Source organism: Pseudodesulfovibrio pelocollis (genome assembly GCF_030282845.1).
In the GTDB taxonomy this organism is placed as follows: domain Bacteria; phylum Desulfobacterota; class Desulfovibrionia; order Desulfovibrionales; family Desulfovibrionaceae; genus Pseudodesulfovibrio; species Pseudodesulfovibrio pelocollis.
On sequence record NZ_JASTWE010000037.1, the window covers coordinates 14,529 to 37,498 of the forward strand.

17 protein-coding genes are annotated in these 22,970 nt (G+C 64.9%); 12 read left to right on the forward strand and 5 right to left on the reverse strand.

The window, feature by feature from the left end; genetic code table 11:
* Positions 1 to 130 precede the first annotated feature (130 nt).
* Both QQS14_RS12515 and QQS14_RS12520 read right to left on the reverse strand, forming a co-directional pair.
* A complete protein-coding gene (locus tag QQS14_RS12515) occupies positions 131 to 1,126 on the reverse strand; it encodes a zinc-dependent alcohol dehydrogenase family protein (protein ID WP_285907342.1) in 996 nt (331 codons plus the stop codon).
* 61 nt (positions 1,127 to 1,187) lie between these two features.
* Entirely contained in the window at positions 1,188 to 2,351 is a 1,164-nt protein-coding gene (locus QQS14_RS12520; protein WP_285907343.1) for a GAK system CofD-like protein, read from the reverse strand.
* Between the two features lie 314 nt (positions 2,352 to 2,665).
* On the opposite strand from QQS14_RS12520, the gene speA reads away from it, so the two are divergent.
* From speA to QQS14_RS12570, 10 genes are all read left to right on the forward strand, one after another.
* Complete coding sequence (gene speA, locus QQS14_RS12525; protein WP_285907344.1) at positions 2,666 to 4,579, forward strand: biosynthetic arginine decarboxylase; 1,914 nt, start codon at positions 2,666 to 2,668, stop codon at positions 4,577 to 4,579.
* Between the two features lie 41 nt (positions 4,580 to 4,620).
* Positions 4,621 to 5,811: a saccharopine dehydrogenase family protein gene (locus tag QQS14_RS12530; RefSeq protein WP_285907345.1), complete on the forward strand. Its 1,191-nt coding sequence runs from the start codon at positions 4,621 to 4,623 to the stop codon at positions 5,809 to 5,811.
* Positions 5,811 to 7,001, forward strand: a complete 1,191-nt coding sequence (nspC, locus tag QQS14_RS12535) for a carboxynorspermidine decarboxylase (protein ID WP_285907346.1) — start codon at positions 5,811 to 5,813, stop codon at positions 6,999 to 7,001. The genes QQS14_RS12530 and nspC overlap by 1 nt, the downstream gene beginning before the upstream one ends.
* Before the next feature lie 10 nt (positions 7,002 to 7,011).
* Positions 7,012 to 7,869 carry an agmatinase gene (speB, locus tag QQS14_RS12540; protein WP_285907347.1) on the forward strand — a complete coding sequence of 286 codons (858 nt, stop codon included), beginning with the start codon at positions 7,012 to 7,014 and terminating at the stop codon, positions 7,867 to 7,869.
* Between the two features lie 655 nt (positions 7,870 to 8,524).
* Positions 8,525 to 9,844 (forward strand): malic enzyme-like NAD(P)-binding protein, encoded by a 1,320-nt coding sequence (locus QQS14_RS12545; RefSeq protein WP_285907348.1) that lies wholly within the window; start codon positions 8,525 to 8,527, stop codon positions 9,842 to 9,844.
* 125 nt (positions 9,845 to 9,969) lie between these two features.
* Positions 9,970 to 11,511, forward strand: a complete 1,542-nt coding sequence (locus QQS14_RS12550) for an SLC13 family permease (RefSeq protein ID WP_285907349.1) — start codon at positions 9,970 to 9,972, stop codon at positions 11,509 to 11,511.
* A gap of 310 nt (positions 11,512 to 11,821) precedes the next feature.
* Positions 11,822 to 12,937, forward strand: a complete 1,116-nt coding sequence (locus tag QQS14_RS12555) for an iron ABC transporter substrate-binding protein (protein WP_285907350.1) — start codon at positions 11,822 to 11,824, stop codon at positions 12,935 to 12,937.
* 1 nt (position 12,938) lies between these two features.
* The gene (locus tag QQS14_RS12560) at positions 12,939 to 14,009 is read left to right on the forward strand and encodes a FecCD family ABC transporter permease (RefSeq protein WP_285907351.1); all 1,071 of its coding nucleotides are present in this window, start codon (positions 12,939 to 12,941) and stop codon (positions 14,007 to 14,009) included.
* Positions 14,006 to 14,812 carry an ABC transporter ATP-binding protein gene (locus QQS14_RS12565; protein WP_285907352.1) on the forward strand — a complete coding sequence of 269 codons (807 nt, stop codon included), beginning with the start codon at positions 14,006 to 14,008 and terminating at the stop codon, positions 14,810 to 14,812. Before QQS14_RS12560 ends, QQS14_RS12565 begins: the two co-directional genes overlap by 4 nt.
* Entirely contained in the window at positions 14,790 to 15,401 is a 612-nt protein-coding gene (locus QQS14_RS12570) for an FmdE family protein (protein ID WP_285907353.1), read from the forward strand. The genes QQS14_RS12565 and QQS14_RS12570 overlap by 23 nt, the downstream gene beginning before the upstream one ends.
* A 166-nt stretch (positions 15,402 to 15,567) precedes the next feature.
* On the opposite strand, the gene QQS14_RS12575 is transcribed toward QQS14_RS12570, so the two are convergent.
* From QQS14_RS12575 to QQS14_RS12585, 3 genes are all read right to left on the reverse strand, one after another.
* Positions 15,568 to 16,638, reverse strand: coding sequence for a DUF3644 domain-containing protein (locus tag QQS14_RS12575; RefSeq protein WP_285907354.1), 1,071 nt, complete (start codon positions 16,636 to 16,638; stop codon positions 15,568 to 15,570).
* A gap of 75 nt (positions 16,639 to 16,713) precedes the next feature.
* Positions 16,714 to 17,637, reverse strand: a complete 924-nt coding sequence (locus QQS14_RS12580) for a YceI family protein (protein WP_285907355.1) — start codon at positions 17,635 to 17,637, stop codon at positions 16,714 to 16,716.
* 181 nt (positions 17,638 to 17,818) lie between these two features.
* Positions 17,819 to 19,639 carry a methyl-accepting chemotaxis protein gene (locus QQS14_RS12585; protein ID WP_285907356.1) on the reverse strand — a complete coding sequence of 607 codons (1,821 nt, stop codon included), beginning with the start codon at positions 19,637 to 19,639 and terminating at the stop codon, positions 17,819 to 17,821.
* A gap of 198 nt (positions 19,640 to 19,837) precedes the next feature.
* Between QQS14_RS12585 and QQS14_RS12590 the strand changes: the two genes are divergently transcribed.
* On the forward strand, positions 19,838 to 22,444 hold the full coding sequence (locus QQS14_RS12590) for a PAS domain S-box protein (RefSeq protein ID WP_285907357.1): 2,607 nt from the start codon (positions 19,838 to 19,840) through the stop codon (positions 22,442 to 22,444).
* 186 nt (positions 22,445 to 22,630) lie between these two features.
* A partial coding sequence (locus QQS14_RS12595; protein WP_285907358.1) for a hypothetical protein occupies positions 22,631 to 22,970 on the forward strand: 340 nt, incomplete at its 3' end.

Genomic DNA, 22,970 nt, shown 5'->3' on the forward strand with positions numbered 1-22,970 from the left:
AAGCGTCATTTCTCGATTAATGCCAAACATCCCGGCCGGTTTGCGCGGTTTTCCACAGCCTTTGCCGTGGAGATTCCACGGGTTGTCCGCCACGGCGGCCAGCCTGGGCCGATCAACCTGTTTTTGCGGCCTACCCTTCCACGGTCACCGACACCTTGCCCAGGGCATTGCCCGAGGCCCAGTGGCGATGCGCCAGGGCGATCTCGGTGAAGTGGAAGCGGCGCTCGTCCAGAAGCACGGCCAGCACGTCGTCGTCCACCAGGGCGGCCACCTCTTCGAGGATACGGCCATAGGCGGCGCGGCCCTGCCCCGTGATCAGCGGCAGGAGCATGAAGACCACGTGCAGGGAGAGCCCCCGGGCGTGCATGACGCTCAGGTCGTGAGTGGAACGGGTCGAGGTGGAGACCACCTGCCCGCCCAGGGCGGCGGCCCGGAACGAGGCGTCGAGCACGGCCCCGCCCACGGTGTCGAGGACCACGTCGAATCCGCGCCCGCCGGTGAGCCCGGCCACGTAGTCGTCCACCGAGGTGGCCCGGTAGTCGATGGGCGTGGCCCCCAGGGCCTCCACCACGTCCGCCTTGCCGTTGCCCGAGACCGTGGCGCAGACCTCGGCCCCGGCGTGAACGCCGAGTTGGACCGCGATATGGCCCACCCCGCCCGCTCCGCCGTGGACCAGCAGGGTCTGTCCGGCCGAGAGGCGCGCCCGCTCGAACAGGGCCAGCCAGGCGGTGATGGACACCAGCGGCAGGGCGGCGGCGTCAACAAGGTCCATGCACTGCGGGGCCGGGGCAAGCAGGGCCTGATCTGCCACCATGAACTCGGCCAGCGCGCCGGGCATGTCGCCAAGCCCACCCGCACAGCCAAAGACCCGGTCGCCGGGACGCAGGCGGGTCACGCCCGGACCCACGGTCTCCACCGTGCCAGACACGTCCATGCCCGGCACTGCGGGCAACTCGGACGCGAAAGTCAGGGCGGTGCCAAGGGTGGCGATCTTGTGGTCAATAGGATTGAGGCTGGACCCGGCCACCCGCACCAGCACCTCGCCCTCGCCAGGTTCGGGCCGGGGCAGTTCGCGCTCGGCAAAGGCGTAGTCGTCGCCGTGTCGTTCAAGGACCATGGCCTTCATGTCGCACCTCCGCATTTTTTGATGCTCGGCTCGTAACGGGTCGCGGACCGGGAAATTCGTGTCAGACGAGGGAAAGCAGGGCCTCGGCCAGCCTGTCCGGGTCGAAACGGTCCGGCTCGTCGCCCAGCAGAGGCGTATCGATGACCCGCAGGCCCGAAGCTGACAGCGCGGCCCGATCCAGCCCGCCAGGGTAATCCGCCCGGCCATCCACCATAATATGGTCAAGCACGCTGCCCGCACCGGCGGGCCCGCCGCTGGCGGCCAAAATGCGGCGCAGCAGGGCCACCTGTCCGGCCACGGTCTGGCCGAGCAGCTCGGGGTCGCCGACCGGGTTGGGCACGAACACCTTTGGCCCAGGGCAGGCGACCACGGCCCGGCCCACGCCCTGGGGCAGCAGATTGGCCAGCACGCTGGTGAAGAAGCTGCCCACAGGATAGCAGATCAGGTCCGCCCCGGCCACCAGCCTGGCCACTTCGCCGTCAATGACCACGTCCACGGGCGCGGGGTCGTCCGGGGAGCCGGTCAGCCATATGCGGGCCACGGGCGAGGAGATGGGCGCGCCCTCCTTGCCCGTGAGCCGGTGCTGGCCCGTCACCACAGTGCCGTCCGCCAGCCCGGCCGCCAGATGCAGGTCGCCCTCCACCACGGGCCGGACCAGCCCGCACGCGCCCATCAGCCGGGCCACCTCGTCGATGGCCGGGGCCAGCCTGCGGCCGTGGGCCAGCCAGCGCGCCGTGAGGGCGAGGTTGCCGATGCTCGCCCCGCGCAGGTCGAAATCCTCGGGCATGGCCGCCAGGAACTCGCCGAGCCAGCCCATAACGAGGCCGCGCGTCGGTTCCGGCACCAGGGCCGCCAGCACGTGCGCGCCCCCGGCCATGCGCACAAGCTCGGTGCGCAGTGCCGGGCCGGACTCCCGCCGGGAGAGGCGGCAGGTGAACAGGGCGTAAAGCTCCCGCACGCCCGGCTGGTCGAGATCGGCCAGGGCCATGAGCCGGTTGCGGATGTCGCCCACTGCGGGCATGCCAAAGGCGCGGCGCAGCACCGCCGAGCTGCCGCCCGAGTCAAAGGGTGTGATGACGTGGACCGAGCGGCGGGTGTGGCGGATCAAACGGCGCGAGGTCTCGCGCAGGGCCGTGCCGCCGCTGAAGAAGAGCAGACGAGGCCCGAGGGCCGAATCGTGCGCCGGGTTGCGTCTTGCTGATGCCGTGGTCGTGGGTCGGTCCATCAATCCTCCGCCCGCTCTGGGCACCGGTCATTGTGACCTGAACCGGCGCGCATGACAACAACCGCTGCCGTTCATTTCCTGATTTGCACTTTGCGGCCACAGTGCTATGCTCGGAACACGGCGTCGCAGCCATGGCGCAAACCGGCGGAAACACCGGGCTGGACAGGGCTTGCTGCCCCCTTCAGCTTTTTCATTGACATCTCGGGCCGTGACCCATAACACCCCGCTTTCGGCAGACGCGCGGCGCGACATGGCTCCATGTCGGCCCTTGACGGGGCAACAGCCCGAAATTCTTGGTATGCGAGGATTTATGAGTGGCACATACACTACAAAGATGGACGGCTGACAAGTCCAGAGAACTCTACGGAGTACGTGAATGGGGCGCGGGATACTTCGGTATCTCCGATGCGGGGGATATGCTGGTCACTCCCGAGCCCGGCCGGTTCGACAAGGCCGTGAGCATCCCCGAGGTCATCGCCGGAATCCAGGAGCGCGGCCTCGACATGCCGGTGCTCCTGCGCATCGAGAACATCCTCGACACACAGATCACCCTGATCAACGAGCGCTTTCGCTCCGCCATGAGCAGCCTCGGCTTCAAGGGCTCCTATCTTGGCGCCTATCCCATCAAGGTCAACCAGCAGCATCAGGTGGTGGAGGCCGTGACCCGTCACGGCAAGAAGTATCACCACGGGCTCGAGGCGGGCAGCAAGGCCGAGCTGGTGGCCGCCATGGGCATGCTGCGCGACACCGAGGCCGTGCTGGTGTGCAACGGCTACAAGGACGAGGAATTCATCGACCTCGGCCTGCACGCCACCCAGCTCGGATTCACCTGCATCCTGGTGGTGGAGATGCCCGGCGAGCTGCCGCTGATCATCGAGCGCTCCAAGGCCAAGAAAGTCAAGCCCATCCTCGGAGTGCGCGTCAAGCTCTCGGCCCAGGCCAACGGCCTGTGGTCCGAATCCGGCGGCGACCGCTCCATCTTCGGCCTCAACGCCACCCAGATCATCGACGTCATCGACCGCCTCAAGGAGGCGGACATGCTCGACTGCATGCAACTGCTCCACTACCACCTCGGCTCCCAGATTCCCAACATCCGAGAGATCCGCAACGCCGTGGCCGAGGCCAGCCGCGTCTACGCCGGGCTGGTGGTCGAGGGCGCCAACATGCGCTATCTCGACCTGGGCGGCGGTCTGGCCGTGGACTACGACGGCACCCAGACCAACTTCATGAGCAGCCGCAACTACACGCTGGACGAATACTGCGTGGACGTGGTCGAGGGCGTCATGACCGTGCTCGACGAGCAGGGCGTGGATCATCCGGTCATCGTCACCGAGTCGGGCCGCGCCGTGGTCGCCTACTATTCCATGCTCCTCTTCAACGTGCTCGACGCGGCCCGGTTCGAGCCCGACCCCCTGCCCGATGTCCTGCCCGAGGACACCAACATTCACATCCGCCACCTCTTCGAGACGTTGCAATCCCTCAACCTGCGCAACATTCAAGAGTGCTTCAACGACATCCTCTACTACCGCGACGAGGTGCGCCAGGCCTTCAGCCACGGCAAGATCACCTTCCGCGAGCGCGCCCAGGGCGAGAACGTCTTCTGGGAAACCATCCGGCGCATCGCCACCCTGTCCAAGGACCTGCCCTCCCTGCCCCACGAGCTGGAAGGCATCGGTCAGGCCCTCTCGGACATCTACTACTGCAACTTCAGCGTGTTCCAGTCCCTGCCCGATGCCTGGGCCATCGGCCAGCTCTTCCCCATCATGCCGGTCCACCGACTGGACGAGCGGCCCACCCGCGAGGGCATCCTGGCCGACATCACCTGCGACTGCGACGGCAAGATCGACCGCTTCATCGACCGCCAGGGCGTCAAGCGGACCATGCCCCTGCACGACCTCAAGGAAACCGACGAGTACTACCTCGGCGCGTTCCTGGTAGGCGCGTACCAGGAGACGCTGGGCGACCTGCACAACCTGCTGGGCGACACCAATGTCGTGACCATCAGGGTGCGCGACAACGGCGAGTTCGACTTTGTCAGCGAGCTTGAGGGCGACACGGTGGAGGACATCCTCTCCTATGTGGAATACGACACCAAGCACCTGCTGACCAGGTTCCGCGAGACCGCCGAGAACGCCGTTCGCGACGGCCGCATCACCGCCGGACAACGGCGCGCCATTCTCCAGGCATACAAGACCGGGTTGCAGGGATACACCTACTTCGAACGGTAAACCGCCCCGCGTGCGGGCGATTTTTCTGGGAGGGAACAGTCATGTCCAAGGTATTGATCATTGGCGCTGGCGGCGTCGGCAGCGTGGCGGTGCACAAGTGCGCCCAGGTCCCCGAGGTGTTCACCGAAATCCATCTGGCCAGCCGCACCAAGTCCAAGTGCGACGCCATTGCCGCGTCCGTGCTTGCGCGAACGGGCGTGACCGTGCCCACCTACGCCGTGGACGCGGACAACGTGGCCGAGACCGTGGCCCTGATCAAGCGGATCAAGCCCGACCTGCTGGTCAACCTGGCCCTGCCCTACCAGGACCTGCCGCTGATGGACGCCTGCCTCGAAACCGGCGTCAACTACCTGGATACCGCCAACTACGAGCCGCCGAACGAGGCCAAGTTCGAGTACAAGTGGCAGTGGGCGTACCGGGAGCGCTTCGAGCAGGCCGGGCTCATGGCCCTGCTCGGCTCGGGATTCGACCCGGGCGTGACCAACGTGTTCGCGGCCCACGCCATGAAGCACCACTTCGACGAGATCCACGTGCTCGACATCATCGACTGCAACGCGGGCGACCACGGGCAGGCGTTCGCCACCAACTTCAACCCAGAGATCAACATCCGCGAGATCACCCAGCGCGGCCGCTACTGGGAGCGCGGCGAGTGGGTCGAGACCGACCCCCTGTCCTGGTCCATGAGCTACGACTTCCCCGAGGGCATCGGCACCAAGAAGTGCTACCTCATGTACCATGAGGAGTTGGAATCCCTGGTCATGCACATCAAGGGGCTCAAGCGCGCCCGCTTCTGGATGACCTTTGGCGACCAGTACCTGACCCACCTGCGCGTGCTCGAAGGCATCGGCATGACCTCCATCGAGCCGGTGGATTTTGGTGGCCAGAAGATCCAGCCGCTGCAATTCCTCAAGGCCGTGCTGCCAGAGCCCGGTTCCCTCGGGCCGCTGACCAAGGGCCGCACCTGCATCGGCAACGTCATGAAGGGCGTCAAGAACGGCCGCGACAAGACCATGTACATCTACAACATATGCAGCCACGAGGCCGCCTATGAGGAGGTCGGCTCCCAGGCCATCTCCTACACCACCGGCGTGCCCGCCATGATCGGGGCCATGATGATGCTCACCGGCAAGTGGACCGGCAAGGGCGTCTTCCACATGGAGCAAATGGACCCCGACCCGTTCATGGCCGCACTCAACGCCCACGGCCTGCCCTGGACCGAGGTGGAACTGTAGTGGACGGACGAAGCCGATACCGCTTCGACCCGGCCGGGGTGCAGACCCCGTGCTTCGTGGTGGACGAGGGGCTGCTGGCCGACAACCTGACCGTGCTCGCATCCGTGCGGGAGCGCGCCGGGTGCAAGGTGCTGCTGGCCCTCAAGTGCTTTGCCATGCACAGCACCTTTCCCCTGCTGGCGGCCAGTCTCGACGGCGTGTGCGCAAGCTCGCCCCACGAGGCGCGCCTGGGCCGCGAGGAGTTCGCGCCCCACTGCGCAAACGGCCGGGGCGAGGTGCACACCTTTGCCGCCGGGTTCAGCGAGGCGGACATTCGCGACCTATGCCAGACCAGCGACCACATCGTCTTCAACTCCTTTGCCCAGCTTCGGCGCTTCCGCCCCCTGGTGTGCGAGCTGGCTCAGGAGAGCGGCCGCGCCATCGAGCTGGCCCTGCGCATCAACCCCGAACATTCCGAGGGCGCCACCCCCATCTACGATCCCTGCGCGCCGGGCTCGCGCCTGGGCATACGACGCGCCCACTTCGACCCGGCCGACCTCGACGGCGTGACCGGCCTGCACTGGCACAACCTATGCGAGCAGGACGCCGACTGCCTGGAGCGCACCGTGGCCGCTGTCGAGGCGTCCTTTGCCAACATCCTGCCGCGCATGCGCTACGTCAACTTCGGCGGCGGCCACCACATCACCCGGCCCGGCTACGACGTGGATCTGCTGGTGCGCATCATCACCCGGTTCAGGGAGACGTGGGGGGTGGAGGTCTACCTGGAGCCGGGCGAGGCCGTGGCCCTCAACGCGGGCTATCTGGTGGCCACGGTCCTCGACGTGGTCAAGGCGGACATGGACATAGCCATCATGGACTCGGCCGTGCCTTGCCACATGCCCGACGTCATCGAGATGCCTTACCGACCCCACATCGTCGGCTCGGGCGAGCCAGGGGAAAAGGCGTGGACCTGCCGCATCGGCGGACCTTCCTGCCTGGCCGGGGACGTGGCGGGCGAATATTCCTTTGACACACCCCTGGTGACTGGGGATAGGCTGGTGTTCACGGACATGGCCATCTACTCCATGGTCAAGACCAACACCTTCAATGGCATCCAGCTGCCCTCGATCATGCTTTTCCGGCCGGACCCCGGCGAGATGCGCACCATCCGCCGCTTCGGCTACCAGGATTTCAAAAACCGCCTGTCATAGGAGACGACCCATGGCACCGCATTTTCTGGAAGGGGAGATTCCCAACGAAAAACCGGACAAGGCCGCTGTCCACATCATTCCCGTGCCCCTTGAGAGCACCACGTCCTATGGCGGGGGCACGGCAGCCGGACCGGCGGCCATCCTGGCGGCCTCGCAGCAGCTGGAGCTGTGGAACGGCTCCCGGGTGCCCGCCTCGGGCGGCATCCACACCGCCGAGCCCGTGGACTGCACCAAGGAGATAGCCAAGACCCTGGACCGCATCGAGGACGCCGTGGCCTACGCCCTGGAATGCGAGGCCCTGCCCCTGGTCCTGGGCGGCGAGCACACCGTCACCCTGGGCGCGCTGCGGGCCATGAAGCAGAAATACGGCCGCTTCGGCGTGGTCCAGTTCGACGCCCACGCCGACCTGCGCAACACCTACCAGGGCTCGCCCTTCAGCCACGCCTGCGTCATGCGCCGGGCCATGGACGACCTGCGCGTGCCAGTCTTCCAGGTGGGGGTGCGCGCCATGTGCGCCGAGGAGGCGGATTACCGCAAGGCCCAGTCCGTGGCCTGCCTCGACGCCCGCAAGCTCCACCTCAAGGGCATCCCCACCCAGGTGCTGCCCCCGGATTTTCCCGAGCGCATCTACATCACCTTTGACGTGGACGGCCTCGACCCGTCCGTGATCCGGGCCACCGGCACCCCGGTGCCCGGGGGCCTGGGCTGGCACGACGCCCTGACCCTGCTTGAGCGGATCACCGCGGGCAGGCAGGTCATCGGAGCCGACGTGGTCGAGCTGGCCCCGGCTCCGGGCGACCACGCCTCGGACTTTGCCGCCGCCCAGCTGGCCTACTGCCTGCTTGGCATGAGCCTGCCGCGCGACTAGGCATCTCCTTCCACCACGCCGCTAAAGACATCTTTCGACGACATCAGAAACGACGCCCCGGCCGGACTCACCGGCCGGGGCGTCGCCCGTTTCTCCCGGCTTTCCTGGAAAAGTCGCACTGCCGCAAATGCCCGCCCCCCTAGGAGTGCGGCCAGATCGACGGCCAAATATCGCCGACCGGGGCATGGACACCGGGCCAGCCTTGTGTCAAGACTTTTGGCTAGCCGTCTTCCTCGCGGACGTGGCGACAACGCGATCATCGAGGACGGCACCCTGAGCGAAGTCCTTTCACGCGGCCTTGGCCCAGGGCTCGACAATGGCCACCACTGCGGGCCAGCCCCGCATTTCGCCATGAACCCGTCCACCGGCACAGCCAGTCCGCCCTCCAGACGCAACCGCGTCAGGACCGCGACATTGACTGAGCCGACAATCAACGCCCGGTCGCTTCCGCGACACGAGAGAACGCCGGATGGCGGTGGACCGTCTCACGGACACTTCCCCTGCGGCGCTGAACAAGGACCCGGTTCATGCCGGCCATGGTCGATACACGGTCGTCGCCAGCGGGCCTATGCGCAGACCACGGGCTTGCCGCCACATGAGGCGGCCCCGCAGGCGCGACGGCTCACGGAATACCCATCCAGCCAAGGAGATGAAAATGGCACTGTTCACCAAAGAGGAAGCGCTCAATTACCACTCGACCGGACGCAAGGGAAAGATCGAGGTCGTCCCGGTCAAGCCCTGCGTGACGCAGAAGCACCTGTCCATGGCCTACAGCCCGGGCGTGGCCCAGGCCTGTCTGGCCATCGCCGAGGACGAGTCCAAGTCCTACGAGTACACGGCCCGGGGCAACCTGGTGGCCGTGGTCAGCAACGGCACCGCCGTGCTCGGCCTGGGCAACATCGGCGCGGCCGCAGGCAAGCCGGTCATGGAGGGCAAGGGCGTGCTCTTCAAGGTCTTTGCCGATGTCGATGTCTTTGACATCAACCTCAACGTGACCGACCCGGACAAGATCATCGAGATCGTCAAGGCCATGGAGCCCACCTTCGGCGGCATCAACCTCGAAGACATCAAGGCCCCGGAATGCTTCTACATCGAGGAGCGGCTCAAGGCCGAGATGGGCATCCCGGTCTTCCACGACGACCAGCACGGCACGGCCATCGTCACCGCCGCAGGCATGATCAACGCCCTGGAGATCACCGGCAAGAAGGCCGAGAACCTGCGCGTGGTCGTGTCCGGGGCCGGAGCCTCGGCCATCGCCTGCACCAACCTCTACAAAAGCATGGGCGTGGACCCCGAGAACATCGCCATGTTCGACTCGCGCGGCCACATCAACAAGAGCCGCACCGACCTGAACGCCTCCAAGCAGGCCTATGCCACCAACCGCGAGTACAGCTCCCTGGCCGAGGCCATGAAGGGCGCGGACTGCTTCCTGGGCCTGTCGGCCAAGGGAGTGGTCTCCAAGGACATGGTCAAGTCCATGGGTGAAAGCCCCATCATCTTCGCCTGCGCCAACCCCGATCCAGAAATCACCTACAACGACGCCAAAGAGGCCCGGCCCGACGCCATCATGGGCACCGGCCGGTCCGACTTCCCCAACCAGGTCAACAACGTGCTCGGCTTCCCCTTCATCTTCCGGGGCGCCCTTGACGCCGGGGCCACGGCCATCAACGAGGAAATGAAGCTGGCCGCCGCCCGTGCCCTGGCCGATCTGGCCAAGGAGCCGGTGCCGGACTATGTCTGCAAGGCCTTTGGCGTGGATTCCCTCACCTTTGGCATTGACTACATCATCCCCAAGGCCCTTGACCTGCGGCTGATCGAGTACGTGTCCGTGGCCGTGGCCCGGGCCGCCATGGAGACCGGCGTGGCCCGCAAGACCCTGAACCTGGACGACTACGGCAAACAACTGCGCCAGCGCATCGCCGATTCCACGGCCCGCGTCAGCGCCTTTGTCGGTTCCTACAACCTGGACATCTAGCCCGATACAAACGGACGGGGTTGTTGCGGCCCCGTCCACCCCTCTCTCATGAGGGGGTGCCAGCACTGGGTTTTCTGTGTCCGATCACCGCGGCAAGCGCGCCGCAAGCATGAGAGAGAGGTAGAATGAGCGCTGAACCCGTTGAGAGCGGCCGGGGGAAAATCATCGGATTTTTCCTCGGTCCCATCGTCTTCGTCCTGATCCTGATCCTTCCGACCCCGGAGGGAATGAACCCGGAGGCATGGCGAGTGGCCGCCGTGACCGCACTGATGGCCATCTGGTGGATCACCGAGGCCATTCCCATCCCGGCCACATCGCTGCTGCCCATAGCCATGTTCCCCACCCTGGGCATCATGAGTTCGGCAGCGTCAACGGCCCCCTACGCCAACCATCTCATCTACCTGTTCATGGGCGGCTTTTTCCTGGCCGTGACCATGGAGCGGTGGAACCTGCACCGGCGCATCGCCCTGCATACCATCAGGCTCGTGGGCACCAGCCCGGCCCGGATGATCATGGGCTTCATGATCGCCACGGCCTTTTTGTCCATGTGGGTGTCCAACACGGCCACGGCCATGATGATGGTGCCCATCGGGCTGGCCGTCATCCAGCAGGCCACGGGATTCGACTCCCGCACCCTGCGCGCCTGTCCCCACGACGGGCCTGAGTTCAACTTCGGCAAGGGGCTGATGCTGGGCGTGGCCTATGCGGCCTCCATCGGCGGCGTGGCCACCATCATCGGCACCCCGCCCAACACCATCATGGTCGGCATGATCGACAAGATGTTCGGCGTGCAGATCAGCTTCGGCCAGTGGATGCTCTTTGGCGTTCCCCTGTCCGTGACCATGCTGGCCCTGGCCTGGGTACTGCTGACCAAGGTACTCTTCCCCACGGGCAACATGGAACTGGCGGGCGGCCGCACCATCATCGAATCCGAACTGGCCAAGCTCGGCCCCATGGCGTCCGAGGAAAAGAAGATCGTCATCGTCGGCTGCTTCGTGGCCACCTTCTGGATGGCGCGCGAGTTCATCAAGGACCTGCCCTTCATCACCTCGGTCATGCCCAACTTCGGCTACATCCACGACGCCACCATCGGCATCATGGGCGCGCTGGTCCTCTTCTGCATCCCCACCAACTTCAGGAAGGGCGAGTTCCTGCTCGACTGGAAGACCGCAGTCAAGATTCCCTGGGACGTGATCCTGCTCTTCGGCGGCGGCCTGGCCCTGGCCAACGGCTTCGCCAAGACCGGACTGGCCGGATACATCGCCGCCCAGCTCGGCGGGCTCGACGGCGCGAGCATCCTCGTCTTCGTCAGCGTGGTGGTGTTCATGACCATCTTCCTGACCGAAATCACCTCCAACACCGCCACCGCTACCCTGCTGGTGCCGATCATGGGCAGCGCGGCCATCGCCATGGGCGTGCATCCCTTTGCCACCATCGTGGGTGCCTGCGTGGCCGCCTCCTTCGCCTTCATGCTCCCGGTGGCCACCCCGCCCAACGCCGTCATCTTCGGCTCGGGCTGCGTGTCCATCAAGCAGATGGCCAAGGCGGGCATCTGGCTGAACATCGTGGGCACCATGCTGATCACGGCCTTCGTGGTCTACATCCTGCCCGTGCTCTGGGGCGTTGATCTCAACATGCTCCCCGATTGGGCAGTGATGCCGCAGTAACACCAATTCCGCGGGCGGCCGCCCCCAGGCCGCCCGCGGACATCCCACCCCCGATTCCCAGCCCAGCCCCGCGCACCTGGGATAATGGCCGAGACAGGCCGCCGCATCACCCCGCTCCAACCTGCCAGCAACACTCTGCGCAGCCGTCCCCACCCAGAGCCCGCGGCCACATATCATACTTAAGCGCTCTGAATTAATGCACCGGCTTGACCTACACGTTAGCTTTGGTTATCCCTTCAGTGTTACAAGAATCATTTCCGTAGCAACCAAGTGGAGCCCAAGCGCTTCGCTCACAGCACGAGGTCCGACCATGCGCGCGACACCATACCTGCTTTCAATCCTGGGGGCGGCGCTGATGCTGCTTCCCGTCTCTCCGGCCCTGGCCGGAGAACGCACCATCACCGATTCCATGAACCGCGAGGTGTCCATTCCTTCCGAGGTGAACCGGGTCATCTGCTCCGGCCCGGGCTGCCTGCGGCTCCTGACCTACCTTGAGGCCCAGCACATGGCCGTGGCCGTGGACGACATCGAGGCGCGCAGGCGCAGCTTCGACGCCCGCCCCTACGCCATGGCCAATCCGCAGTTCAAGACCCTGCCGGTGTTCGGCCAGTTCCGGGGCCACGACAACCCGGAGCTGATCCTCACCCTTGAGCCGCAGCCCCAGGTCATCCTCAAGACCTTCCCCACCCGGGGACACGACCCGGTCGAGCTGCAACAGAAGACCGGCATCCCGGTGGTGACGCTGGACTACGGCACCCTCGGCAGCCAGAGGCAGGCACTGTACCAATCCCTGCGCACCATGGGCGAGGTGGTGGGCAGGCAGGACCGGGCCGAGGCGGTCATCACCTTCATGGAGAGCCAGATCGAGGATCTCAAGCAGCGCACGGCAGACATCCCCGAGCAGGACCGCCCGGCCGCGTACATCGGCGGTGTGGCCATGTCCGGTCCCCACGGATTCCAGTCCACCGAGCCGGGCTACCCGCCATTCACCTTCGCGGGCGTGCGCAACCTCGCCCACCGCGAGGGGCTGACCGGCAAGGCCCTGACCCACGCCAACGTGGCCAAGGAAATGATCGTGCAGTGGAACCCCGAGTACCTGTTCCTTGATCTCTCCACGCTCCAGATGGGCGACAAGGCAGGCGGGCTGCACGAACTGCGCACCGACCCAGCCTACCGCACCATGGCCGCCGTGCGCGATGGGAAGGTGTATGGTCTGCTCCCCTACAACTGGTACAGCCAGAACTTCGGCTCCATCCTGGCCGATGCCTTCTACATCGGCAAGCTGGTCCACCCGGACCGGTTCGAAGATGTGAACCCGGCGGCCAAGGCCGACGAAATCTACACCTTCCTGCTGGGCAAGCCCTTGTTCGAAGAAATGAACGGCATGTTCGGCAACTTCGCCTTCATCCAGGTGCCGGTGAACTGACATGCACTTCTCCGACGGCCAGGTTCCCGCCGAATACCGTCGCTACATCGGCTGGAAGAGCGCGGTGGTGCTCGCCACGGCCGTGCTCCTCGTGGGCGCGCTGATCACTGGCATCTCGGTGGGCGCGGCAGGCATCCCCATCCCGGACGTGGCCCGCAGCCTGGCCGGGCTTGAGGTGCCCCGGCGCATCGACGCCATCGTCTGGAACATCCGGCTGCCCCAAGCCCTGACCGCCATCGTGGGCGGTGCCGGGCTGGCCGTGTCCGGCGCGGTCATGCAGTCCATCCTGCGCAATCCGCTGGGCTCGCCCTTCACCTTGGGCATCTCCCACGCGGCGGCCTTTGGCGCGGCCCTGTCGGTCATGTTTCTGGGCGGCGGGATCATGACCTCCACCAGCGCCGACGCGGTGAACATCACCAACCCCTACATCACCACCGGGGCGGCCTTCCTCTTCAGCCTGCTGGGCGCGGGCGTCATCATCATGGTCTCCCGCCTGCGCGGTGCCACGCCCGAGGTCATGGTCCTCACAGGCGTGGCCCTGGGCGCGCTCTTCACCGCAGGGACCATGTTCCTGCAATACTTTGCCGACGACGTGCAACTGGCGGCCATGGTCTTCTGGACCTTTGGCGACACGTCGCGCGCCTCCTGGAGCGAGCTTGGGGTGATCACGGCCGTGACCCTGGCCTGCTGTGCGTACTTCCTGACCAACGCCTGGAACTACAACGCCATCGACGCGGGCGACGAGACCGCGCGCGGCCTGGGCGTGCGCGTCGAGCTGGTCCGCGTGGTGGGCATGCTCCTGGCCTCGCTGGTCACGGCGGTGATCATCGCCTTCCTCGGCATCATCGGGTTTGTCGGGCTGGTGGTGCCGCACATGGCGCGCCGGGTCATCGGCTCGGACCACCGCTTCCTGCTGCCCGCGTCCATCCTGGGCGGAGGCCTGCTCCTGCTGGTGTCCGACACGGTGGCGAGGCTCCTGCTCGCCCCGCACCTGCTGCCGGTCTCGGTGCTCACCGCCTTCATGGGCGCACCGGTCTTCATCTGGCTGATCATCCGGGGGCAGCGGGCATGATCCTCGACATCAACGGCCTCGCCTTCACCTACAACAGCCACCCGGTCCTCGAAGGGATGGAGTTCTCCCTTCAGGGCGGCGAACTGCTGGCCATCCTCGGCCCCAACGGCGTGGGCAAGACCACCCTGCTCAAATGCATCAACGCCATCCACCGGCCCATGCAGGGCACCATCCTCGTGGAGGAGCGCGACGTGCTCGCCATGCGCCCGGCCGAGATCGCCCTGAACATCGGCTACGTGGCCCAGCGCAGCGAACCGGCCCGGCTGACCGTGTTCGACGCCGTGCTCATGGGCCGAAAGCCCCACATCCGCTGGCGCGTGACCGAGCACGACCTTCAAATCGTGGAATCCGCCCTGCGGCGGCTGCGCCTCGACGCGCTGGCCATGCGCCACATCGACCAATTGAGCGGCGGCGAGTTGCAGAAGGTGGCCATCGCCAGGGCCATGGTCCAGGAGCCTCGCCTGCTCTTGCTCGACGAGCCCACCAGCTCACTGGACCTCAAGAGCCAGGTGGAAATCCTGACCATGATCCGCCGGGTGGTGGACGAGCACCGCATCGGGGCCATCATGACCATGCACGACCTGAACACCGCCCTGCGCTACGCGGACAAGGTCCTCTTTCTCAAGGACGGGGTGATCCACTCGCGCGGCTGCGCCCGCGAGGTGACCCGCGAGGTCATCGAGGAGGTCTACGGCCTGCCCGTGCACATTCACCACGTCCACGGCCGCCCGCTCATCGTCCCTGTCCATGACCACTCACCCGCAACACCGGAGCACCACCATGCCCTGCCGCATTCCCACTGACCAGATAGCCAAGGCCATCGACTTCCACGGACACGAATGCCCCGGCCTGCACATCGGCATCCGGGCCGCCGAACTCGCCCTGCGCGAACTGGGCCACAGCCGCGACATCGACCTGGTGGCCGTGTGCGAGACCGACATGTGCGGCGTGGACGCCATCCAGGTGCTCACCGGCTGCACCTATGGCAAGGGCAACCTCATCCACCGCGACCTGGGCAAGATGGCCTTCTCCTTCTTCGACCGGGCACGCGGCACCGGCCTGCGCGCCCTGCTCGCGCCCGAGGCCCGGGGCGGCATGGACACCGAAATGGGACCGCTCATGGCCAAGAGCGGCGCGGGAACGGCCACGGCCGGGGACAAGGCCCGACTGGCCGAGCTGCGCACCGACCTCCAGGAACGATTCATGGCCCTGCCCCTTGAGGAGATGTTCACCATCGCCCCGCTGACCATGGACGCGCCACGGCCCGCCAGAATCCTGACCAGCCAGGCCTGCGAGCAGTGCGGGGAGTTGACCATGGAATCGCGCACCCGCAGGCTCGGCGGCCAGACCCTGTGCATTCCCTGCTTCGCCGAGCAGGACCAGAAAATCTGACCCCGAATGCGCTGACGAAAAAGCCCCGTCCACTGAAAGGTAGGCGGGGCTTATTGTCTGGATGACAGCATTAGGCGCAAATGCACAAAGTGATTTCAGACGGTTGGACGACAGCTAGTCAGCAATAAAGGCCGCCACATCGCGGCCTTTATTGTTTGGAAGGCGTTTATTGTTCGCGCTTGCGCTGTTTCATTTTCTCAACAATAGCTTCAATCGGCTCGACCTCCAAGGCCTTGCGGATGGCGTCGATGGCTTTTGGCGAGTAGTGCTTGTGGCATTGGGAACCCATCTTGAATTCCTTGTAGCAATGCGGGTCGTCCTTCAGTCCAAGGTAATTGATGACGCTCAAAACTTGGTGACGATTCAGCCCGAGCTTTTCACCCAGCTTCGTTGCCATCAAGCTGTAATAACCGGTCGAGTCCGTTGTCTTCAGCGCCACAACAGAGGCACCAGGCGTCCCCTCTGCCACTAGGCGGGTTTCAATGCCTTCCTTTTTGGAGAGGCGAAGTGCAATGGACGGCCCTTCGCCGTCTGTTATGATGTTGATGGCTGCGACCCCCTGAAAGACTGTTGCCCAGTCTTCGCCAACTTGAAGCCGGCGACAGGCCTTGTTCAACTCCGCGTTGCTCGGTTGTCCCTTCTCGCCCTTAATCGTAGTGTCCAGAATCGCTAGGGACCGCAACCGCGTAACTGCTTCCACGCGCATTCTCTTCCCCGGCGAAAGGAGCTTCCGAATTTCTTCGATTTCGTGGTCGAACAAGGTGATAATGTCTGTCGGGGCGATAGTGGAAACAGGTAACACCCGCTCCGGCAAATGGTCCGAAAGCTCCTGCTTGAAGATGCTCTTCAGCAAGTCGCGAAAAAGAGTCACGCCGGACTGGGCATGCACGTAAAGTTGTGCCTCCATGATGTCGAGCAGGTGATGTTGCGCTGCATCCCGCAAACCGTTGATGGCTTGGAGAGTGACGGCTTGTTCGTCAGACAGAAATTTGATGGCCCCCTCGCTTACGCCCTTGCGGACGCATGCGTCGAAGCCAATGGTATTCCTAGCCTTCGGCTCTCGAATGGCACCCCCACGGGCCAAAATTGCGGACTTGAGGAGCATCTCGAACGCATGGTCCAACTGGATCAGGACTGCATTGACCCGACCTCGGTCATTGGGTCGGTTGAACAACTCAATGCTCAAAAGGAGTGAGTCATAGGCCCGTTCCAGCAGTAGCCGTGCTTCTTTCTTCATGCGTGAGCCTCGTTAATCTGTATATTTTTGAACATTAGGCTCTATGGTGCCATAATGCTGCTGAATGAAGACCAGCTATTCAAGCACCAACCTGAATTCCACGGAGATGAAATCAAAGACCAGATGGTAGCTCAGGTGCCTGAAAAACCGCGACGAGCCGTAGATGACGCCCCACTCGGTGCGGTCAAAATCGAGGTTGGCGATGATGGTCAGGCGGTCCGGGTCGAGGTTGCGGATATGGGCCGGAAAGGCGATCTCGTTGCCCACGCCGCACAGGGAGAGCGTTCCCTGGATCATGGCGTTGGGCCGGGTGGCCTGGGCTTCATCGGCCAGCCGCACGGCCGTGGTGGTGAACACGGCCTCGGGGAACATGGCCGTGAAGAAGAAATCGTCGGAATGCAGGTGCTTTTCCAGCACGGGCTGCAACTCGCCGCCCGCCAGGTCCAGGTTGGCGATGGTGGTCATGTCCATGACAAAGCGGCCCCTTGGCCCATCGCCCGCGCAGTCGAATTCACCGGAGGCGAAGCGCAGGGTGCCGTGATGCGTGCTGTTGACGTTGCGCCCTGTCCAGCGCAGGATCGATTCGTCCGGGCACAGCCGGTAGGTCCTCGATTCCAGGGTCGGCACCGGATGCGGCGGCTCCACCTCGTCCGGGGCAGTGCCCGCCAGGGATCTTCCCTCGGCCCGCCATACCTCCAGGCCGCCGTGGAACACGGCCACATCGGTGTAGCCCTGCCGGGCCAGCTTGTCGGCCGCGGCCAGACAGTCGCGCGAGTCCGGCCCCGCGCCGTAGAGCACCACGGGTACGCCCATGGAAGGCACCAGGGCGGCCACGGTTTCGCAAAAAACCATCTCGTACACGCAGGCGTTTATGGCGCCGGGAATGTGCCGTGCCGCGAAATGCTCGGGCGGCAGCGTGTCGATGAGCACCCCCTCGCCCTGCTCGACGAACCGGGCCACCTCGGCCGCCTCCAGCCGCTCCACGAACTGCGAATCCATGCGCACCCCCCTCCTGCCCGGCAACGACGCCGGGAATAGCGGTTTGCCCCAGTATATCAGGAATCGGGCCGGGCGCAACCACCAAGGGCCTGATCGAAAACAGGAAGGCGTGAAGAATCACGAAACCAAGGCCCCGCACGGAGCGGGGCCTTGGTTTCGAAGAGAAAGGCCCGGAACGAAATCAGAACTTCTCGAAGTCGTCGTCCATGTCCAGGTCGATGCCACCGCCCCCGGCCTCGGGCTGGGAGGCGGGCTTGGCGCTTTCCTTTGGCCTTGATTCGGGCTCAGGGCCGGGCTTGGGCTTGATCGGGGCCTGGATGGGCGGCCGCACCGGAGTGGCCGCAGCGAGCCTCGGAGCGGCTGGCGCGGGCCGCGCCTCGGTCTGCCGGACCACACGCGCCCGGGTGGGTGCGGGCCGTTCGAGGGAGGTCCGGCCGGGCGAAGAGCCCTCGGCCAGGGTGAAGAACTCCATGCCCTGCTGCAACCGCGCCGCGTGTTCGGTGAATTCCTCGGCCGTGGCCGCCAGCTCCTCGGCCGAGGCCGCGTTCTGCTGGATGACCGTGTCCAGTTCCTGGATGGCCTTGTTGATCTCCTGGGCACCGGCGTTCTGCTCGATGCTGGCCGCCGATATTTCCTGCACGAGGTCGGCAGTCTTGCGGATGTCGGGCACCATTCTGGCAAGCATGTTGCCCGCCTCGTCAGCCTTGGCCAGGGTGGCGGAAGACAGCTCGCCGATCTCCGACGCTGCCGTGCCGCTGCGCTCGGCCAGTTTGCGCACCTCGCTGGCCACCACGGCGAACCCCTTGCCTGCCTCGCCCGCGCGGGCGGCCTCGATGGCCGCGTTGAGGGCCAGCAGATTGGTCTGGCGCGCTATCTCGCCGATGATGGAAATCTTCTCGGCGATATGCTTGATGGAGTCCACGGCCTCCATGACCGTGTCGCCGCCCTTCTGGGCGTCCAGGGCCGACTGGGCGGCCATCTTCTCTGTCTGGCGCGCGTTCTCGGTGTTGCGGCCGATCTGTCCTATCATCTCCTCCATGGCGGCAGAGACCTCCTCCACCGAGGCGGCCTGCCGGTTGGCCCCGTCGGACACGGACTGGGCCGAGGTGGTCACCTCGGAACTGCCGGTGGCGACCCGGTTGGCCCCGTCCTTGGCCCGGCCCACGATATCGTGCAGCCGGTGGATCATGGCTGAGAGGGAGGCGGCCAGACGGCCCGGCTCGTCGTTGTATTCCACGGATATTTCACGGGTCAGGTCGCCCCGGGCCACCTGGTCGGCCAGCTCCACCGCCTCGTTGAGGGGCCGGATGATGGAGCGGGCGATGAGCAGGCACAGCGGCAGGACCACCAGCAGGAAGACCGCGAAGGAGCCGCCGCCCATGCCCAGGACATAGGTGGAGACCAGCCCGTCGATGTCGGCCGCGATGGCCGTCCGCTCCTCGTCCACGTTGTCCAGATAGACGCCGGTGCCGATCCACATGCGGGTGCCGGGGATCAGCTCGGCGTAGGAGAGCTTGGGCTGGTCGCCCTTGCCCGGCTTGGGCCAGACATAGGTGACGAAGCCGCCCCCGGCCCGGGAGACCTTGTCCAACTCCACCACCAGGGCCACGCCGTCCTTGTCCTTCAATCCGGCCAGGTCCGTGTCCTGGAGCTTGGTGTTGGTGGGCAGGGCCACGTTGATGGTCCCTTCATAGACGAAATAATACCCGGACTCGTCGTCCTCGAAGCGGATGGGCGCGATCAGCTTGCGGATGAGTTCCTTGCGGGCTTCCTCGCCCTCCACGCCCTTGAGGGCCTCGGCCACGGCCACGGCCATGGAATGGGTCGCCACATGAAGCTTGCGCCGCTCGCCTTCGAGCATGGCTGCGGCAGACCGCTCCACACCCACATCCTTGACCCGCGACACGCCGTTGTAGGCTGTCAGGGCAAAACCCACGGTAAACAGGACAATGGCGCAGATGAGCAGGATCATGCGGGCGTTAATGGTGACTTTTCTCAGCATGGGCACCTCCGGGCGCACTTCTTTGAATCGAATCCAATGCGTGGTTATATCACCAAAATCTGCTTCCGAAAAGTGGGCCAGCGTTATTTATAACGTCTTCAGTCGTCAGCCGAGCCAATGGAATCAGGACGTTATAATTGCTGATTCCTGTCCGAATCTCTGTTACGGTGTGAGCCATTGACTCAAGCAGGAGACAACATGCCGGGCGACATGAACAAGACAGGAATGGACCCCGCGACCGGACGCGCAGCGCCCCGCACGGAAGAAAATGGGGAGGCATGTCCCGCGAGGCAGGCAGAGGGTCAGGCCAAGGAACGCGACGACTCCTGCTATCGGCAGATGATCGACGGCCTGCCACAGATCATCTACGAGGTGGATATCTCCGGCCGCCTCGTCTACGCCAACACCTTTGCCCTCAAGTGTTTCGGGTTCGACGCGACCGACCTCGCGCGGGGGTTGCAGCTCCACCAGATACTCCATCCGGATTCCGTGGACCGGGCCAGGGCGGGCATCTCCAGCGCCCTGCGCGGCACAGGCTCAAACGGCGAGGAATACCTCGCCATGCGCAGGGACGGCAGCACCTTCCCCATCCGGGTCTATTCCCAAGGGGTCTTCAAGGACGGCCGGGCCACGGGCGTGCGCGGCGTGGTCATCGACGTCACCGAGACCAAGCGCGCCGAGGCCGCGCTCCTACTCAGCGAACAATACTACCGCACCCTCTTCGAGCACACGGGCTCGGCCATGATCATCTTCGGGGCCGACGCGGTCATCCGCCGCTGCAACTCCCAGTTCGTGGCCCTGGTGGGCTGGCCCGCGGCCGAGGTGGTGGGCAGGAAGCCCTGGAATGTCTTCGTAGCCCCGGAAGACCTGAAACGCGTTCGCGACTACAACCGGCGCCGCCGCCTCGGCGACACCACGGTCCCGGACGACTACGAGATAACCATCCTCACCCGCCGGGGCGGACGCAGGCGGGTCCATCTCTTTGTCCAGGCCATCCCGGACACCGACGACATCGTCTGCTCCCTCATCGACATCACCGACCGCGCCCGCATGGAGCGCGCCCTGCGCGAAAGCGAACAGCGCTACGCCCTGGTGGTCAGGGGGTCCAACGACGGCATCTGGGACTGGGATCTCGACACCGGCCGGGTCTTCTACTCGGCCCGCTACAAGGCGATACTGGGCTACGCCGGGCGCGAGTTTCCCGACACCCTGGACGCCTGGAAGAACGCGGTACACCCCGACGACCTGGCCCATGTCGTGGCGGCCAACGCCGCCTGCGCCGAGGGGCGAACCGACCAGTTCGAGGTGGAGTTCCGCATGCGCCACAAGGACGGCTCCTACCGCTGGATCCAGGGCCGGGGTGCCAGCGCCCGCGACGAGTCAGGCCGGATATTCCGCCTGGCCGGAACCCACGCAGACATCACCCGGCGCAAGCTCAACGAGCATACCACCCAGGCCCTCTACGACATATCCAAGGCCATCGGCACCACCGACACCCTGCAGGAACTCTACGAGACCATCCACGCCGTCCTCGGCCGGGTCATCGACGCCACCAACTTCTTCATCGCCCTGCACGACGAGCCGGGCGACCGCGTGGTCTTCTCCTACTTCGCCGACGAAATGGACGAACTCTACGACATCCGCAACGTCAGCAACCCCGAGACACGGGGGCTGACCGTGCACATCCTGCGCACCGGCAGGCCGCTCTTCCTCTCCCAGGCCGCCCCCATCCCGCCCGAGGACGCGCGCAACATCGGCGTGGTGGGCACGCCCGCCGCAGTCTGGCTGGGCGTGCCCCTCAAGCTCAAGGGCCGCACCCTCGGGGCCATGGCCGTGCAGCACTACAGCAACCCGCGCCACTACACCGACGCGGACGTGACCTTTCTGGAGGCCGTGTCCGAGCAGGTGGCCCTGGCCATCGAGCGCAAGTCCAACGAGGAGGAGCTGACGCGCTTCAACAACGAACTTGAGGACATGGTCGAGCAGCGCACGGCCGAACTGCGGGCCAAGGCCGCCGAGCTGGAAACCGCCAACCAGCGGCTGACAGAGCTTGACCAGATCAAATCAGCCCTGGTCTCGTCCATCTCCCACGAGCTGCGCACCCCCCTGACCTCCATCCGGGGCTTTGCCAAGCTCACGCGCAAGGACTTCGTGCGCCACTTCCAGCCCCTGGCCGCCAACCCGGCCCAGGAGGCCAAGGGCGAGCGCATCCGCCAGAACCTCGGCATCATCGAGACCGAGGGCGAGCGCCTGACCAGGCTGATCAACGACTTTCTGGATATCAACCGCATCGAGGCGGGCAAGGCGGCCTGGAACGACGAATTCCTCAACCCGTGCCGGGTGGTGCGCCAGGCCGTGGACGCCCTGGCCGGGGTCATCGCGGCCCGGCCGGGCATCGACTTCCGGCTCTGCCTGCCGCCCGTGGCCCCTCTGATTCACGCCGACCCTGACAAGATCCAGCAGGTGCTCATCAACCTGATCAACAACGCCTGCAAGTTCACCCGCAGGGGCAGCATCGAGGTCACGGTCAGCGGCGGCGTGGGCAGCCTGACCGTCACCGTGGAGGACACGGGCATGGGCATCTCGCCCCAGGACCTGCCCCACATCTTCGACAAGTTCTACAAGGCCCGCTCGGGCGACACGCTGATCACCGAAGCGCCGGGCACCGGGCTCGGCCTGGCCATCTGCAAGGAGATCGTCGAGCACTACGGCGGCACCATCCGTGCGGATTCCACCCCCGGCCATGGCAGCACCTTCACCGTCACCCTGCCCTCGGTCCACGGCTCGGAGACGGCCTGTGAGTAGCCAGGGGAGAAGAATGGGGCAGGGGAATAGGGAGGGGGTGCGATGTCAGGTGAATGCTATCTCTGTCCATCAGGACCAAAGACAAAACCATGTAAACGGGAGGAAAACACTACTAGCAAAATGAAGAAATTGGCTGACAGTATGCTTCCCAAATCGAAATACGACTCTTTCAGGTGATAGGGGGCTATGAGGCAAAAGAACAATATACATGCTGGAACTAGAACATTGACGATAGCTGCACAAAAAATGGTAGCCCGCCTAGCCTTGGACAATGGAAAATTCATGCGTATATTCTTTAATAAAAAAATGCTTGCCAAGAACACCGGGACTATCATTGGCAAAAACAGACCAGGAGGCAAAAATTCAAAATCAGAATACTCGAAAATGATAAGCACAAAAAACGCCGACAGCATAAATCCTATGGCCGTTTGGAAGAGTAAGTACAAATACAACCCCACCCGTAAAACAGAAGAAATTGTCGCTACAAGCTCATTCATCCAGCCACCCTCGAGAATATTAAACGGCG

Bases quoted from the DNA above. Each gene is read 5' to 3' on its own strand.
- QQS14_RS12550 (WP_285907349.1), top strand. From the start codon at position 9,970: ATGAGCGCTGAACCCGTTGAGAGCGGCCGGGGGAAAATCATCGGATTT.
- QQS14_RS12545 (WP_285907348.1), top strand. From the start codon at position 8,525: ATGGCACTGTTCACCAAAGAGGAAGCGCTCAATTACCACTCGACCGGA.
- QQS14_RS12555 (WP_285907350.1), top strand. From the start codon at position 11,822: ATGCGCGCGACACCATACCTGCTTTCAATCCTGGGGGCGGCGCTGATG.
- QQS14_RS12570 (WP_285907353.1), top strand. From the start codon at position 14,790: ATGCCCTGCCGCATTCCCACTGACCAGATAGCCAAGGCCATCGACTTC.
- QQS14_RS12565 (WP_285907352.1), top strand. From the start codon at position 14,006: ATGATCCTCGACATCAACGGCCTCGCCTTCACCTACAACAGCCACCCG.
- QQS14_RS12515 (WP_285907342.1), bottom strand. From the start codon at position 1,126: ATGAAGGCCATGGTCCTTGAACGACACGGCGACGACTACGCCTTTGCC.
- QQS14_RS12520 (WP_285907343.1), bottom strand. From the start codon at position 2,351: ATGGACCGACCCACGACCACGGCATCAGCAAGACGCAACCCGGCGCAC.
- QQS14_RS12590 (WP_285907357.1), top strand. From the start codon at position 19,838: ATGCCGGGCGACATGAACAAGACAGGAATGGACCCCGCGACCGGACGC.
- QQS14_RS12575 (WP_285907354.1), bottom strand. From the start codon at position 16,638: ATGAAGAAAGAAGCACGGCTACTGCTGGAACGGGCCTATGACTCACTC.
- QQS14_RS12530 (WP_285907345.1), top strand. From the start codon at position 4,621: ATGTCCAAGGTATTGATCATTGGCGCTGGCGGCGTCGGCAGCGTGGCG.
- QQS14_RS12585 (WP_285907356.1), bottom strand. From the start codon at position 19,639: ATGCTGAGAAAAGTCACCATTAACGCCCGCATGATCCTGCTCATCTGC.
- QQS14_RS12580 (WP_285907355.1), bottom strand. From the start codon at position 17,637: ATGGATTCGCAGTTCGTGGAGCGGCTGGAGGCGGCCGAGGTGGCCCGG.
- QQS14_RS12560 (WP_285907351.1), top strand. From the start codon at position 12,939: ATGCACTTCTCCGACGGCCAGGTTCCCGCCGAATACCGTCGCTACATC.
- speB (WP_285907347.1), top strand. From the start codon at position 7,012: ATGGCACCGCATTTTCTGGAAGGGGAGATTCCCAACGAAAAACCGGAC.